This is a genomic window from Croceivirga radicis, assembly GCF_002072105.2.
In the GTDB taxonomy this organism is placed as follows: Bacteria; Bacteroidota; Bacteroidia; order Flavobacteriales; family Flavobacteriaceae; genus Croceivirga; species Croceivirga radicis.
In genome coordinates, this window is the sequence record NZ_MTBC01000003.1 from 361,787 (window position 1) to 376,672 (window position 14,886).

A 14,886-nucleotide genomic window follows, 5' to 3' on the forward strand; every position below is an offset into this window, starting at 1 on the left:
GAATGAGCGTACTTGGTAAGATTTTAAGGTTTGCCAAACCTTATAAAACATATGGAGTATTGAATGTTATTTGCAACATTCTTTACTCCATTTTCAATGTATTATCTATCATCATCTTTATTCCTACCTTAGGAATTTTGTTTGATAAACAAGAGGAAGTATTTGAAAAGCCAGTTTATACTGGATTTAGTGATTTAAAATCCTACGGAGAAGATTCCTTAAACTACTTTTTAACCCAAAAAGTTGCTGATGATGGCCCCATGGCCGCACTAGCCTTTATCTGTATTGCAAGTATTCTCATCTTTTTTCTTAAAAACTTTTTTAGATACGCAGCCATGTATTTCTTGGCATTTCTACGAACCGGAATGGTAAAAGACATACAAGATTTACTCTACAAAAAAACGGTAAGTCTACCCATATCCTTCTTTAGTGAAAAACGCAAAGGTGACCTCTTGGCCCGCATGACTACAGACGTAAAAGAAGTGGAATCATCTGTTATTAATTCTCTAGAAGGCCTGGTAAGAGAACCCATTACCATTGTCATAGTTTTAATTTCTATGTTAATGTTAAGTGCAAAATTGACTTTATTCGTGTTTTTATTTTTACCTGTTGCTGGATTTTTGATTTCTGCCGTTGGTAAAAAATTAAAAGCAAAATCACAGGCTGCACAAAAGGAAAATGGCATTTTCCTTTCGTTTTTAGAAGAAACCCTTTCTGGATTAAAAGTGATAAAAGGTTTTAATGCGGAAAAAATATTAGGCGATAAATTTACGGCCTCTACCGCCAGATATAAAGAAATTATGAAATCTGTACTGCATAGACAGGGAATGGCGTCGCCATTTAGCGAATTTTTAGGCGTAGCGGTGGTAATTACCGTTTTGTGGTACGGTGGTAGTTTGGTGTTTGCAGCGAATAGCAACCTTAAACCACAAGACTTTATGGGGTATATTGGACTGTTCTATACTATAATTAACCCTGTTAAAGCAATAACCACTATTAATTACAACATTAAAAAAGGGAATGCGGCAACCGAACGTATTTACGAAATATTGGATTTAGAAAATCCAATAGCAGATGCTCCAAACGCCTTGCCTATTACCGATTTAAAACAACAAATTCAGTTTAAGAACATAGGTTTTAAATACCAGGAAGATTACGTTTTACAAGACTTTAATTTAACTGTAAAAAAAGGACAAACCGTGGCATTGGTTGGCCAATCTGGTAGTGGTAAAAGTACCGTGGCCAACCTAATTACTCGTTTTTATGATGTTAATGACGGAGAAATTTTAATAGACGGCACCAACATTAAAGCATTTACCAAAAAATCTGTTCGTGGGCTTATGGGCTTAGTAACACAAGATTCTATTTTATTTAATGATAGTGTAAAGAATAACATTGCCCTAGGTAAAGAAAATGCTACCGAAGAAGAAATTGTCGCTGCCGCAAAAATTGCCAATGCACATGATTTTATAATGGATTTACCAAACGGGTACAACACCAATATTGGAGATAGTGGCAACAAACTAAGTGGCGGTCAAAAACAACGTTTATCCATTGCTCGTGCCGTACTTAAAAATCCACCCATCATGGTGTTAGATGAGGCTACCTCTGCCCTAGATACCGAAAGTGAACGTTTGGTACAAGATGCCCTAGAGAAAATGATGCAAAATAGAACTTCCTTGGTTATTGCACATAGGCTTTCTACCATCCAAAATGCAGACCTCATCGTGGTTATGCAGAAAGGTAAAATTTTGGAACAAGGCACACATGAAGAACTTCTAAATTCCAATAAAGGCTATAAAAGGTTGGTAGAAATGCAAAATCTGGCCTAGTACAAACGTTCAACAAGAAATTTTAGACTTCGTTTTAAACCTTTTCCTAAATTTAAGGTCAAAGGGTAAAACATCATTTTTTTGGTTGTAGAAGAAACATTAGTTGCAGAGCTAAAAAACAAAGAAACCCAAGGTAAAGCCTTTGAGGTGTTGGTAGACCAATACAAAGAACGATTGTATTGGCACATTCGTAGAATTGTGTTAAATCATGATGATGCAGATGATGTGCTACAGAATACATTTATCAAAGTATACCGTAACATTGAGGGTTTTAAAGCCAACAGCAAATTGTATTCTTGGATGTATCGCATAGCAACAAATGAATCGCTTACTTTTCTAGATAAAAAATCTAAAAAACTAGGAAAAAGCACAACAGAAATGCAAGAGTATTTGGTTGAGAATCTAGAGGCAGATGTCTATTTTGAGGGCGATGCTATTCAGCTTAAATTACAGGAAGCCTTGGCTACCCTGCCCGATAAGCAAAAGTTGGTTTTTAATATGAAGTATTTTCAAGAAATGAAATACGAAGAAATCTCGGAAATTTTAGAAACATCGGTAGGTGCCTTAAAAACATCGTACCATTTGGCATCCAAAAAGATTGAAGCGTACCTTAAAGCGGATTAAACCAAAAGAATGGATAAGCGTCTATAAAGTATAATGAAAAAAGATAGTAATAAATCGCATAAATTACCAAAGGGCTACTTTGAAAACTTTAACCAGCGGTTAATGGATAGAATAGCAGCAGAAGATGCTACTACGGCTAGCACTCTAATTCCAAAAACTGATGGTTTTACCGTTCCAGAAGGATATTTTGAAGCTGTACAACCAAAGGTTTCCAAGGCTGTTGCCACAAACAAAAAAACAAAGGTAATTCCGCTTTTAGGTTTAAAAAACTGGATGGCCATTGCCGCTTCTATTGCTATTGCCATAGTAACGTACTTGGGTATAAATAGAACTAATACCAATAGTATAGCGTTAGATAGCTTAAGTAATGCAGAAATTTTAGCTTATTTAAACAACCAAACAGATGTTACTACTTATGATTTGGCAGAGTTGGTAAATCCAGATAATATAAACACCAATTTATTCTCAGAAACCCAATTGGAAGAAGAACTGATATTAGACTATTTTGATGAAAATTTAGACGACCTAGATACTATAGATTTTGAATATGAAGACTATGAATAAGATATTATTGTTGATAACCGTGGTGCTTTTCTCTTTAACCTATACCAAAGCACAAGGACCAGGTAGAGAAAAGATTAAGGCGCTCAAGGTGGCCATGATTACAGAAAAATTGAACCTTACACCGGATGAAGCAGAAAAATTTTGGCCGGTTTACAACAAGCATGACGAAGCCATGGATGATTTAAGGCACAAGGAACGAAAATACTTTGGCAAACGAAGCGAAGACGTTACCAATATTTCCGAGGCAGATGCTACCAAACTCTTGGCAGAGTTTGATATGGTAAACGAACAGCGTTATAAATTAGGTTCTAATTTTGTTAAAGAACTAAAGAAAATATTACCTAATAAAAAGATAGTGCTTCTATTTAAAGCTGAGGAAGAATTTAAGCGTAAGTTATTACAACGCATGCGTCAGCGCTAATTGCTATTTACTTGATATTATAGAAAAGGGGCCAAAAGCCCCTTTTTTTGATTAAACCTTTTTACAGACTAGCGGTCTTACTAATACAAATCTTTAAAAAAACCGTTATGAAACATTTTAAGAGTTTAATTTTTGTAGTCGTTTTTAGTCTTGGTCTAGCTGTAACACAGGCTCAAACCACGGTAGTCAAAAAAACCTACCCTAGAAAAGGTACCGTAGTAACCACAATACATAGACCTAATGTAGTGGTACATAAAAAAACCAATTATTACTTTTCTGATGGGGTTTGGTATACCGCCAGAGGTAAACAATACGTAGTAGCCAATGCACCAATTGGGGTTAGGGTTAGAAGACTACCCAGAACTAGGACCATTGTTAAAAGAAACGGAGTTAAGTATTATAAATATAGAGGTGTTTGGTATACCAAAACCGGAAGATATTACACCGTGGTTAACGTGTAAGATTATATATTTTTTGTTTGATTGATGATGAAAAAAGAGCCAACAAATTGGCTCTTTTTTATTTAATCTTATGAAATTTTGGCCATTGATTGTATCCCAATTCTGGATTATTGGATTGATATTTCAAAATAAATTCAACTTCTTTTTTATTTACTTCGGTATTATCTGCATCATTTGAATACCATAAAATTTCTTTTTTAATGACAAATTCAAGCTGTTCTTTAAAAGAAAAATCAAGTGCAATCAAATCGCTATTTGCGCTACCAAAATAATTTATGCTTCCGGTTAAATCCTTTCCTATATAAATTTTACCATTTGGATAGGTTATTTTATAAATCACCTTCATCTTAAAACTTATTCTTTGAACACAAGCTTGGCTATTCGGTTTTTACCGGCCGCAAAGGCAATAGAATCATTTAAAAATCGAATCGTATAAAAACCCTCTTCTGATAATTTTTTCCAACTCTGCCCCTGATCAGCACTGTAATGTATACCCATAAAACCAACACTCACCAACTTATCCCCTTTTCCGTTGGGTAAAAATTGTACACAGCTCTGGTAGCCTGGTATTTCACCATCCGCTACCAAATTCCAAGTTTTTCCCCCGTCTTTTGTTAAAGCCTTATTTGCATAATTTTCATTGGGTTCAGAAAAATCCCCACCTATGGCAAAACCTACATTTTCATCGTAAAAATCCATACTATACATACCATGATAGGGTGTACTGCCACTTATGGGCGTTTCTTGCGCAACCCAAGTCTTACCCTTATCCATAGATTTTAAAAATCGTTTTGTTGTTGCTATCCATGTAGTGTCCCCTATTATTTTAATATTGCTATTGCTAGCTGCGTAGGCCCCTTCACCTTCAATAAAGGGTGGTAAGGCTTCACAAGGCAAACGTTTCCAACTATTTCCCGCGTCTCTAGTTATCAAAATAGAAAAACAACCTTGGTTACTATCGCCAATGGCCAAACCTTCATTGGTATTCCAAAAAGCCATAGCATCATAAAAAACGGCCTCACCCTGTTCGGTATAGACCAACTCCATTTTACCAACATCTCCTGTTTTGTATAATAGAGCGGGATTAGCAACAGAAATCATAAAAAAATCCTGGTTGTTATGAGCAATAGCCCTAAACTCAGGATTAATACTATCGTTTGTAAGTATATTGGTCCTTATTTTATCCTGGGGAATAGTGTAGGTTCCGTAAACACCATTACTGCCTGCAAATGCAAGGGTTTGTTGGTCCAAAAAATCTATTGCCCTTATACTAACGGAATCTTCATAGATAGTAGACACAGCAACGCGCTGGGGGTCAAATACAGTTTTCTCCTTTTGTTTACAAGCCCCTAGTACCAGTACCAACATAAAAATTAAATAAGGGTATCTCATTAGAATGGTTTTGTTCAAAAGTAAAGGGAAAGAATGAATTAGCTACGGTTGTTATAACAAAAGAAACTTTAATGATACCTTTGCACTCTTATAACTTAGTATGCGTTTACACAGAAATTTGGTTTTTGCGGTTATAGATGCCTTAAACATGATTTTTAATGATGGGGAATATGCCGATAAGGTTATTGAAAAAGTTCTAAAATTCGATAAAAGATGGGGCGCAAGAGACCGTGGATTTATTGCGGAAACCACTTACGAAATTGTACGTTATAAAAGATTGTACACCCAAATTGCCGAAGTTCATGAGCCATACGCAAGAGAGGATTTATTTCGTGTATTCGCGGTTTGGGCCGTTCTTAGGGGAATAACCCTACCAGACTGGAAACAGATACAAAACACACCGGAAAGACGTATTAAAGGTAAATTTGATGAGCTTTCTAAAATTAGAAAAATAAGGGAATCCTATCCAGATTGGATAGATAGTTTAGGAGAATCCGCATTGGGAAAAGAACTTTGGGACAAAGAATCCAAAGCTCTAAATGAGCAGGCCAATGTTATCTTAAGAACCAATACCCTAAAAATTTCAAGAGCCAATTTACAAAAACAACTAGCAGAAGAAGGCATTGCTACAAAAGCCCTTAAAGAATATCCTTTTGCCTTAGAACTACCCGAGCGTAAAAATGTATTTACAACGGTTGCTTTTAAAGAAGGGCTGTTTGAAGTGCAAGATGCAAGCTCCCAACTGGTGGCGCCTTTCCTTGAAGTTTCACCTGGCCAAAAAGTAGTAGATGCTTGTGCAGGGGCTGGTGGTAAAACGTTGCATTTAGCTACCCTAATGGAAAATAAAGGGCAACTTATTGCCATGGATATTTATGAAAGTAAATTAAAAAAACTTAAGGTGCGCACTAGAAGAAACGGCGTACATAACGTAGATACAAGGGTAATAGAAAATTCTAAAGCAATTAAAAAACTACATGGCAAGGCAGACCGGTTGCTCTTAGATGCCCCATGTTCTGGACTAGGGGTTATAAAACGTAACCCAGACAGCAAGTGGAAATTAGAGCCAGAGTTTTTAGAGCGTATAAAAGGTGTGCAACAAGATGTATTGCAACGTTATTCTAAAATGGTAAAACCTGGTGGTAAAATGGTATATGCCACTTGCTCTATATTACCAGAAGAAAATTATGACCAGGTAGCGGAATTTCTCGCGTCTGAAGCTGGGCAAGAATTTGAATTGGAGAAACAAAAAAATGTCTACGCATCGGCATCTGGTTACGATGGTTTTTATATGGCCTTAATGCACAAAAAAGGATAATTTGCATTTATAACACAAAAAACTAAAATCTTAACAAAACCTCAAATTACTGGGATTGACCATATTGTTTGTTACCTTTGTACTCTATGGAGCCAAAATTACACGAACAACGTAATTCCAGAATATTAAGTTTCGGGTACACCGTATTCCGAAATCAATCCGAAAAGTTTATTCCACCAACTTTTTAGTACGTCCCTACTAATTTAAGCGGACAAAACCCTAGCGTCCTTTTTCAATCTTGATTTAGGACCACACCCTATTGTACCTCATTTTAGGGTTCAAATGTATCTCTATTAATCCTTATTTCTTGTGAATGAGAATAAACACCTTTGATGCCTACTCAAGGCTCTCACCTTTACAAATAAACAGATTAGTAAATTTTCTGTTCAGCAACCAAGATTGTAACAAGCTATCTAAGAATAGTTTGCGCAAAGCCATACTATATGCGGCTAAGGAAAGACCTGGTTTTGGGGGATATATTTTTTGTTTGGAAGAGAAAGATACAACGATAGGCGCTTTGGTGATAAATAGAACTGGGATGGAAGACTACATTCCTGAAAACATGCTGGTTACTATGGTGGTTGCCAAAGATTTTAAAAATCAAGGTTGGGAAGACAAGCTATTGGACTATGCCATTAGTTACTGTAAGGGAGATATAGGGGTGTACATAAAAGAGCCAAAGACCACGCAAACATTTAGGGAGCATGGCTTTGAACACAATAATTTAGAAATGCGATTAAAACAATAAAAAATGCTAAAAGTAGAAGTAAAAGACGGAGAAAAGATAGAACGCGCATTAAAGCGTTACAAAAGAAAAGTTAGAAATGTAAAATTACATGACCAACTTAGAAACAACAGATACTTTACAAAACCATCTGTAGAAAGAAGAAAACAGTTAGAAAAAGCTGCCTATAAGGAGCAGTATTTAAACGAATTAGAGAACGATTAATTCTATATAATTTTTAAAAACACGGGTGCAAAAGGCATTCACAAAAACATGAGAGTATTACTTATTGGTGCAGGAAACATGGGACTCACCTATGCAGAAGGAATGGTAAAATCCAAGCTGCTAAAAAAGAAAAACATAATGGTTTTGGACAAGTCTAAAGAGGCTTTGAACCGCGTAGACAAAATGCCAAATTTTGATACGTTTGACCGTTTGGAAGATTGTGTTCCCATTGCAGAAATCATCATGGTGGCCGTAAAGCCATACCATGCTGAAGAACTGTTCCAACGTATAAAACCTTTATTGAATAACGAGCAAATGGTAATTTCCATCATGGCTGGTGTTACCATAGACTACATGAAAGAAGCATTGGGCATACAGAAAATTGTACGTGCCATGCCCAATTTACCTGCCAAGGTAGGTAAAGGACTTACCAGTTACGTGTCTTCTAAACAAGTTTCTAGGTTAGAACTTTTTATGGTAGAAGATTTGCTAAACACAACTGGTAAATCCATAAGGGTAGAAAACGAGAAATACATAGATGCTTCTACCGGAATTTCGGGTAGTGGGCCAGCCTACGTGTTCTATTTTATGCAAAGTATGATGGATGCCGCCCTACAGATGGGCTTTTCAGAAAACGTATCCAAAGTATTGGTAAGCCAAACATTTACTGGTGCGGTAGAGTTGTTTAATCAATCTAACCTTACACCAGATACATGGATGCAGCGTGTAGCATCTAAAGGGGGTACAACCCAAGCTGCCTTAGACTCCATGCAAGATAATAATGTAAACGAATTAATAAAAGACGCCGCTTTTGCCGCTTTTAACAGAGCTGTAGAATTGGGCGAAGAATACTAAATCATGTATAAAAAATTAGTGGTCATCAAAGTTGGTACAAACGTAATGACCAATAAAGACAACAGAATAGTAAGACCTGTTTTAAACAATTTAGTTAGGCAAATTGCTGAATTGTATGAGCGAGATATCATGACCATTTTGGTTTCCTCAGGTTCCGTTATTGCAGGTAAAGAAGTTTTAGGAAAGGCAAAAATTGAAGATACTACCCAGCGCAGGCAGGTATATTCTGCTATTGGCCAACCTAGAATGATGCGCCTATACTATAACATTTTTAGGGATTATGGTATGAAATGTGCGCAGGTTTTACCAACAAAGCGAGATTTTAATCCTGGCATTCATAGGGACAATATGATTAATTGTATAGAGGGTTTATTGTCTGAAGGCGTAATACCAATTGCCAATGAAGATGATGCGGTATCCGTTACCATGAGCATGTTTTCAGACAATGACGAATTAGCCACCCTAATTGCTGAGCTTATGAACGCAGACCGGTTAATCTTATTAACAGATATAGATGGCCTGTATGATGGACATCCTGAAAATGAAGGCTCCAAGGTTATTAGCAATGTAGAACCAGAGGAAGATTTGGATAAATACATAGAAAATCCAGATAAACAAGAAGGTGAAGGCCGTGGTGGTATGGGCTCAAAATTAGGTTATGCGCAATTAGCAGCAAGCAAAGACATTCCTTGCTATATTGTAAACGGAAAAAAAGAGAACATAATAATTGATATTGTAAACGGCAAGACCGTGGGAACCAAGGTTTCACAATAAAAACAGAAGAATGAAATTATTAAAAACAGCAGTAAAAAATGCTGTATTAGAAAGTATGGAGCGTATACTCCATGAACATAAAGACGAATTATTATTGGCCAATCAAAAAGATTTGGCCGCCTTTAACAAAGATGATCAGGCCCTTTATGACCGTTTGGTAGTGGATGATAAAAAAGTAGGGCAAATGATACAAGCCGTTAAGGAGGTGCGTTTACAAGAAGATCCCGTAAACAAAGAAATTTCTAAGAAACATTTAGAAAATGGTTTGGAAATCACTAACAAAACAGCTCCTTTTGGTACCATTATGATTATCTATGAATCTAGACCAGATGTTACCGTAGAGGCCGCTGTTTTGGCCTTTAAAGCCAATAACAAAATTCTTTTAAAGGGTGGTAAGGAGGCTTATTACAGTAATAAGGCCTTAGTAAAATTTTGGCATATGGCCTTGGATGAACATAATCTTGGAAAGGATTATATTCAATTTTTAGAAATGGATAGAACCCAGACTCAAGCGTTTTTAAAAAATCCAGATCAGCCTTTAGATTTAATTGTACCAAGAGGTGGGGAGCGCTTAATTGCTTTTGTAAAGGAACATGCCAAATGTGCAGTTTTGGTAAGTGGTAGGGGTAACAATTTTTTATATGTACATCCCGAAGCAGATTGGCAAATGACCAAAAAAGTGATCATAAATGCCAAAACACATAAAATATCTGCTTGTAATGCCTTGGACAAGATACTTCTAGATATTAACCTTCCAGATTATGAAGGTAAGATTCAGGAGTTGGCAAGATTACTAAAAGAACATCAGGTAAGTTTGGTAGTAGATGAAAAAGTTTCCAAATCACTTCCTAATGAGGAAAGAATAAAGGAAAATAGCATATGGCAAGAAGAATTCCTTTCCATGAAATGTGTAATTGGTTCAGTTGCAAATCTAGAAGAGGCCGTGGTTCTAATAAATGAGAATAGTGGTGGACATTCTGCTGCAATTATGACCAGTAATAATCAAGTTGCCCAAGAATTTATGGATGCTGTAGATTGTGCTGCCGTTTATCAGAATGCATCTACTAGATTTACAGATGGTGGCCAAATGGGAGTTGGTGCAGAGCTTGCAATTAGTACGGACAAACTACACCATAGAGGGCCACTGGGCTTAAAACAGTTGGTTACCAACAAATATTATATTTTAGGTAACGGACAAATTAGAAATTAATCTACATCGTAATATTTAAATTTAGAAACCTGGTTTATCCAGGTTTTTTTATGCCTACACACTAAAATGTAGGATTTTTCGTATTTATATATAAATTTTTTCTTTAACAAACATTTTTATATGTATCTTTGGATATCCCAGTATAGACTTCTCTTAAACCATAGAAAAAATTCCATTGGTGCCATATGTTATTTAATTGGCATTTAGGCCAACAACCAAAAAGAATGAAATATGGATTTTAATCAGCTTGGCATTTTTTTTCTACAAACTACCCTAGTTTCTGGATTAATACTTACGCTATTTAGGGTTAGAAAAACCATGGGTTTGGGTATGGTTTACATTTGTCTAGGCCTCTTTCAATTTATTCAAGTATTTCTGCCTACAAACTTCTATATGAAAATTACTGGGGTATTGGCGGTATCTTTTGCTTCTGTAGTATTCACTACCGTATTATTTACCATGCTATTGGTCTACATTAAAGAAGATGCCAATGAGACCAAAAAGGTTATCTATGCCTTGCTATTATCTAATTTGGTAATTGCCCTTACCCTTTTAATATTAAATTTCAATTTGGGCTCTCAAAACTACACCAACCCTTATGGCATTAGTATGATTGAGTCTCCCTTGAAGTTTAAAATTCTGCTGTTGGGCACCTTGGTATTACTGGCAGATATGATATTTGCCATTTTTTTATATGAGTTTATTTCTAAATATATCAACAAGCTTTTCTTTAGAATATTCTTGACCATGGTCCTTGTGCTAGCCTTTGATTCTTTTGTATTCAACTTAATAACGTTTTGGGATCGAGATAACTTATCAGAATTAATTTCGTCATCCATAATCGCAAAAGTATTTACGGCCACATTTCTGTCATTTTTGTATACCATATATCTTGCATATTTTGAAAAAGATAACAAGGCTGAAGAATTGTTAAAGATTCAAGACATTTTTCAAAAATTGTCTTACAAGCAAAAATTTGAACTTGCCTCTAAGGATATAATTAAAACTTCCACGGAATTACAGATAAAAGAAGACCGTTACAAAACACTAACAGATACGGCTCCTGTAGGTGTTTTTCATACAACACCAACTGGTGAAACCACTTATGTAAACCCAAAGTGGTGTGAAATAACCGGTATTTCTGCCGAAGATGCCATTAAGGACGGTTGGAAAAATTATATTCATCCAGATGATGTGGATAGAATTTCCCATTGTTGGAACGAAGCTGTAAATAAAAAGATGAGTTCTTCCGCAGCCTATAGATTTATTCGTAAAGATGGTACCCTACGTTGGGTTTTAGGCAACGCTGTGCCAGAATTAAATAAGAAGAATGAAATTATAGGTTTTATTGGTACAACTACAGACATTACCGAAATTAAAAAATACCAAGAGCAATTAATACAATTAAAGAACAAGGCCGAAGAGGCCAACAGATTAAAATCGGCTTTTTTGGCTAATGTTAGTCATGAAATACGTACGCCAATGAACGGTATATTGGGTTTTACCAATCTATTAAAAAACCAACAATTAACTAGTGACGATAGATTGGAGTATTTAGATATAATAGAAGATAGCGGTAGAAGGATGTTGCATATTATGAACGATATTATCAACATTTCTAGAATAGAGGCAGGTAGTGTAGAATTGCACAAAGAAACATTTGACCTTTTAAACCTACTCACCTATAAATTAGATTTTTTCACCCCAATAGCGCAAAAGAAAAATCTCGAATTGATTTACGAGAAAAATGAACCGGACCATCCTATCATAATGCATACGGACAAAGATAAAGTATGTTCTATTGTAAGTAATTTTATTACAAACGCTATTAAGTATACAGATAAAGGTTCGGTTACATTTGGATATCAACTGCAAAAAGATAACGTACAGTTATACGTAAAAGATACCGGTATTGGTATAGTCCCAGAAAAACATCAGGTGATATTTGAACGCTTTATACAAGCAGATATAGAAGATAGAATGGCACGAGAAGGTGCTGGCCTAGGATTGGCTATTTCTAAGTCCTATGCCGAATTAGTAAATGGTAAGATATCCATGGAAAGTAAACCAGGTGTTGGATCCATTTTTTACCTTACTTTACCATATGACCCAAAACTAACATTACATAACCAGATTGTAAACAATGAGTCAAAACCTTGAAAATAAAAAAGAGTTAACCGTGCTTATTGCAGAAGACGATAAGATTTCTAGCTACTTAATAGAGAAGATTTTGAAGCCTTATGGTTGCAAAATTCTGCATGCCAAAGATGGTGAAGAGGTAATAAATTTATGCAAAGAAAATAATACTATAGACCTCATTTTCATGGATGTTAAAATGCCCGTTTTTGATGGTTTTGAAGCTACTAGACAAATAAGAGCCTTTAATACAGAAGTTGTAATCATTGCACAAACCGCATTTACCCTATTAGGTGATAAAGAAAAAGCGGCGGCAGTAGGTTGTAATGAGCATATTTCCAAACCTATTGAACAAGAAAAGGTTACACGTATACTGGAGAAATACTTTCCTTAGAAACCGTTTTGCTCTTACCGCCCTTAAATGAATTAGGTTTCTTACCTATTGGATTAATTTCTATCTAGTTAAGGATTTATTTTTGCCCTAAAAAATAATGTTCAAGAAAGGTGGTTTGGAAGTAGTGGTGTTTCGTGATTTAGAAAGAAAAATTTCTTCTAAAGCATCTACGACCTTAAAAAAAACACTAGAAAATTACGGTAATAACATCTCATTGAAGTATAAATATGTTATTCATGATTTTTCTTCCCATAACCAAGTTCTAGCAGTAAAAGCCATCCATGCTGCCAGAAATCAGAATAAAGAAGAAGATTATTATAGACTTGTTGTAGAGAGCAATGGTTACACCAAAGAGCAGCTCTTGGTTTTTGCCCAAAGCCTAAGACTGAACATGTCCAAGTTTAAGGAAGACTTGGAATCCAAAGAACTAATCAACAAAATAAAGGCGGATAAAAAAGACGCGGAATCTTCTGGACTATCTTTTTACCCTGGTATTACCATTAACGGCATACCGTATAAAGGCGCTTGGGATAAAGAATCAATTATAGCAGCTTTAAAAAAAAATGGTGCTACCCAAATTAGGGTGGCCATGCAAGGGTTGTTCCAATGGGGAGCATCTGCTGCAATTGCCTTGATTTTGGCCACTATTGCTGCCCTACTTTTGGTAAATTTTGGAAATCTCGAAGTATACGAGCATTTGAAAAAATTTCCATTAGGTTTTACATACGGAAATATAAATTTTTCCCTTCCTGTAGAAGTTTGGATAAACGATTTTTTAATGGCAATTTTCTTTCTTCTTATCGGTTTAGAGATAAAAGAAGAAATATTAGAAGGAGAATTATCCAACAGAAAAAAAGCAGCAATGCCAGTAATTGCAGCTATTGGCGGTATGTTGGTTCCTGCTTTGCTTTATATCATCTTTAATTTTGAAACGGACACCGCTCATGGTTGGGGCGTTCCCATGGCAACAGATATTGCATTTACCTTAGGATTAATGGCAATTTTGGATTCTAGGGTACCTGTTGCGCTCAAGGTATTTATTTCTGCCCTTGCTATTGCAGATGATTTAGGAGCTATTTTAATTATTGCCTTATTTTATGGTCATGGTTTCCATTTGAACTTTTTTCTCCTTGCAATGGCAACCCTGCTAATCATGTACTTTTTTAACCGTAAAAAAGTCTTCAATGTAAATGTATACCTATTTTTAGGTCTTTTATTATGGTTTTTCATCTATAAAAGTGGCTTACATGCAACACTTGCCGGGGTACTAACCGCGTTTTTAATACCCGTTCAAGGTAAAGCCAACTTATCTTTAATCGCCAAACAAATAGCCGTAATCTTTCAAAAAGAAATTGGAGAAATTAAAAATCCAGAAACAGATAAAAGCAAGATTAGTCCAAATTCACTTTTAACCTTAAAACGTGCTATTGAGCGCTTACGAGAACCCAGTGAATACCTTATGCACAATCTAGAAAGATTTGTAAATTTTATTGTTCTACCCCTATTTGCTTTTTTCAATACAGGAATTCTTTTGACCGGGTCTAATTATAATTTTAACCAACCTTTGAGCTTAGGTGTAATTGCCGGACTTTTAATTGGTAAACCCTTGGGAATTTTAGGTTTTACTTGGCTAGCTTCTAAATTAAAGATTGCCAAATTAAGCAATGATATCCGATTTAGAGAATTATTTGGGGGCGCTTGTTTGGCAGGTATTGGTTTTACCATGTCTATTGTTGTTGGGTCTAGCGCATTTACAGAACCAGCTCTAACCACGGCCAAAATAAGTATATTGTTGGCCTCTACCCTATCTGCAGTTTTAGGATTGGTAATTTTATACCTGACTACAAAAACTAAAGACTCCGTTTAAAACTATTAACACCAATGGTTAAAAAGTAGAAAACGAAGTATGGGTATAGAACCGCCAAAGTTGTAAATTTGCATTTTCCTATTCCTAATTAC

General features: G+C 35.7%; 16 protein-coding genes. 14 read left to right on the forward strand and 2 right to left on the reverse strand.

Going from position 1 to position 14,886, the window contains the following annotated elements; genetic code table 11:
• The first annotated feature begins 2 nt into the window (after positions 1 to 2).
• From BUL40_RS06525 to BUL40_RS06545, 5 genes are all read left to right on the forward strand, one after another.
• On the forward strand, positions 3 to 1,832 hold the full coding sequence (locus BUL40_RS06525; RefSeq protein ID WP_080318557.1) for an ABC transporter ATP-binding protein: 1,830 nt from the start codon (positions 3 to 5) through the stop codon (positions 1,830 to 1,832).
• 81 nt (positions 1,833 to 1,913) lie between these two features.
• On the forward strand, positions 1,914 to 2,456 hold the full coding sequence (locus BUL40_RS06530) for an RNA polymerase sigma factor (RefSeq protein WP_080318558.1): 543 nt from the start codon (positions 1,914 to 1,916) through the stop codon (positions 2,454 to 2,456).
• Positions 2,457 to 2,489: 33 nt separating this feature from the next.
• Positions 2,490 to 3,020, forward strand: a complete 531-nt coding sequence (locus BUL40_RS06535) for a hypothetical protein (protein ID WP_080318559.1) — start codon at positions 2,490 to 2,492, stop codon at positions 3,018 to 3,020.
• The gene (locus tag BUL40_RS06540; protein ID WP_080318560.1) at positions 3,013 to 3,441 is read left to right on the forward strand and encodes a hypothetical protein; all 429 of its coding nucleotides are present in this window, start codon (positions 3,013 to 3,015) and stop codon (positions 3,439 to 3,441) included. The genes BUL40_RS06535 and BUL40_RS06540 overlap by 8 nt, the downstream gene beginning before the upstream one ends.
• 107 nt (positions 3,442 to 3,548) lie before the next feature.
• Positions 3,549 to 3,902 carry a DUF6515 family protein gene (locus BUL40_RS06545; protein WP_080318561.1) on the forward strand — a complete coding sequence of 118 codons (354 nt, stop codon included), beginning with the start codon at positions 3,549 to 3,551 and terminating at the stop codon, positions 3,900 to 3,902.
• A 58-nt stretch (positions 3,903 to 3,960) separates the two neighbouring features.
• Here BUL40_RS06545 and BUL40_RS06550 read toward each other — a convergent pair whose 3' ends face one another.
• Positions 3,961 to 4,248, reverse strand: coding sequence for a GIY-YIG nuclease family protein (locus tag BUL40_RS06550; RefSeq protein ID WP_080318562.1), 288 nt, complete (start codon positions 4,246 to 4,248; stop codon positions 3,961 to 3,963).
• 8 nt (positions 4,249 to 4,256) lie between these two features.
• Entirely contained in the window at positions 4,257 to 5,294 is a 1,038-nt protein-coding gene (locus BUL40_RS06555) for a WD40/YVTN/BNR-like repeat-containing protein (protein ID WP_080318563.1), read from the reverse strand.
• Positions 5,295 to 5,394: 100 nt separating this feature from the next.
• Between BUL40_RS06555 and BUL40_RS06560 the strand changes: the two genes are divergently transcribed.
• The 9 genes from BUL40_RS06560 (at position 5,395) to nhaA (ending at position 14,794) form a co-directional block, all read left to right on the forward strand.
• Positions 5,395 to 6,609, forward strand: a complete 1,215-nt coding sequence (locus tag BUL40_RS06560; protein ID WP_080318564.1) for an RsmB/NOP family class I SAM-dependent RNA methyltransferase — start codon at positions 5,395 to 5,397, stop codon at positions 6,607 to 6,609.
• A 313-nt stretch (positions 6,610 to 6,922) separates the two neighbouring features.
• Positions 6,923 to 7,357 (forward strand): GNAT family N-acetyltransferase, encoded by a 435-nt coding sequence (locus BUL40_RS06565; RefSeq protein ID WP_010518933.1) that lies wholly within the window; start codon positions 6,923 to 6,925, stop codon positions 7,355 to 7,357.
• Positions 7,358 to 7,360: 3 nt separating this feature from the next.
• A complete protein-coding gene (gene rpsU, locus BUL40_RS06570) occupies positions 7,361 to 7,558 on the forward strand; it encodes a 30S ribosomal protein S21 (RefSeq protein WP_080318565.1) in 198 nt (65 codons plus the stop codon).
• 48 nt (positions 7,559 to 7,606) lie between these two features.
• Positions 7,607 to 8,413, forward strand: a complete 807-nt coding sequence (proC, locus tag BUL40_RS06575) for a pyrroline-5-carboxylate reductase (RefSeq protein WP_080318566.1) — start codon at positions 7,607 to 7,609, stop codon at positions 8,411 to 8,413.
• 3 nt (positions 8,414 to 8,416) lie between these two features.
• The gene (gene proB / locus BUL40_RS06580) at positions 8,417 to 9,187 is read left to right on the forward strand and encodes a glutamate 5-kinase (RefSeq protein WP_080318567.1); all 771 of its coding nucleotides are present in this window, start codon (positions 8,417 to 8,419) and stop codon (positions 9,185 to 9,187) included.
• A 10-nt stretch (positions 9,188 to 9,197) separates the two neighbouring features.
• Positions 9,198 to 10,397: a glutamate-5-semialdehyde dehydrogenase gene (locus BUL40_RS06585; RefSeq protein ID WP_080318568.1), complete on the forward strand. Its 1,200-nt coding sequence runs from the start codon at positions 9,198 to 9,200 to the stop codon at positions 10,395 to 10,397.
• Positions 10,398 to 10,628: 231 nt separating this feature from the next.
• Positions 10,629 to 12,557, forward strand: a complete 1,929-nt coding sequence (locus BUL40_RS06590) for a PAS domain-containing protein (RefSeq protein WP_080318569.1) — start codon at positions 10,629 to 10,631, stop codon at positions 12,555 to 12,557.
• Positions 12,541 to 12,927: a response regulator gene (locus BUL40_RS06595; RefSeq protein WP_010518927.1), complete on the forward strand. Its 387-nt coding sequence runs from the start codon at positions 12,541 to 12,543 to the stop codon at positions 12,925 to 12,927. Before BUL40_RS06590 ends, BUL40_RS06595 begins: the two co-directional genes overlap by 17 nt.
• A 97-nt stretch (positions 12,928 to 13,024) precedes the next feature.
• On the forward strand, positions 13,025 to 14,794 hold the full coding sequence (gene nhaA / locus BUL40_RS06600) for a Na+/H+ antiporter NhaA (protein WP_080318570.1): 1,770 nt from the start codon (positions 13,025 to 13,027) through the stop codon (positions 14,792 to 14,794).
• Positions 14,795 to 14,886 lie beyond the last annotated feature (92 nt).

Excerpts from the sequence above, each read along its gene's own strand:
- BUL40_RS06525 (WP_080318557.1), top strand. The coding sequence starts at position 3 with ATGAGCGTACTTGGTAAGATTTTAAGGTTTGCCAAACCTTATAAAACA.
- BUL40_RS06535 (WP_080318559.1), top strand. The coding sequence starts at position 2,490 with ATGAAAAAAGATAGTAATAAATCGCATAAATTACCAAAGGGCTACTTT.
- BUL40_RS06540 (WP_080318560.1), top strand. The coding sequence starts at position 3,013 with ATGAATAAGATATTATTGTTGATAACCGTGGTGCTTTTCTCTTTAACC.
- BUL40_RS06545 (WP_080318561.1), top strand. The coding sequence starts at position 3,549 with ATGAAACATTTTAAGAGTTTAATTTTTGTAGTCGTTTTTAGTCTTGGT.
- BUL40_RS06550 (WP_080318562.1), bottom strand. The coding sequence starts at position 4,248 with ATGAAGGTGATTTATAAAATAACCTATCCAAATGGTAAAATTTATATA.
- BUL40_RS06555 (WP_080318563.1), bottom strand. The coding sequence starts at position 5,294 with ATGAGATACCCTTATTTAATTTTTATGTTGGTACTGGTACTAGGGGCT.
- BUL40_RS06560 (WP_080318564.1), top strand. The coding sequence starts at position 5,395 with ATGCGTTTACACAGAAATTTGGTTTTTGCGGTTATAGATGCCTTAAAC.
- BUL40_RS06565 (WP_010518933.1), top strand. The coding sequence starts at position 6,923 with ATGAGAATAAACACCTTTGATGCCTACTCAAGGCTCTCACCTTTACAA.
- rpsU (WP_080318565.1), top strand. The coding sequence starts at position 7,361 with ATGCTAAAAGTAGAAGTAAAAGACGGAGAAAAGATAGAACGCGCATTA.
- proC (WP_080318566.1), top strand. The coding sequence starts at position 7,607 with ATGAGAGTATTACTTATTGGTGCAGGAAACATGGGACTCACCTATGCA.
- proB (WP_080318567.1), top strand. The coding sequence starts at position 8,417 with ATGTATAAAAAATTAGTGGTCATCAAAGTTGGTACAAACGTAATGACC.
- BUL40_RS06585 (WP_080318568.1), top strand. The coding sequence starts at position 9,198 with ATGAAATTATTAAAAACAGCAGTAAAAAATGCTGTATTAGAAAGTATG.
- BUL40_RS06590 (WP_080318569.1), top strand. The coding sequence starts at position 10,629 with ATGGATTTTAATCAGCTTGGCATTTTTTTTCTACAAACTACCCTAGTT.
- BUL40_RS06595 (WP_010518927.1), top strand. The coding sequence starts at position 12,541 with ATGAGTCAAAACCTTGAAAATAAAAAAGAGTTAACCGTGCTTATTGCA.
- nhaA (WP_080318570.1), top strand. The coding sequence starts at position 13,025 with ATGTTCAAGAAAGGTGGTTTGGAAGTAGTGGTGTTTCGTGATTTAGAA.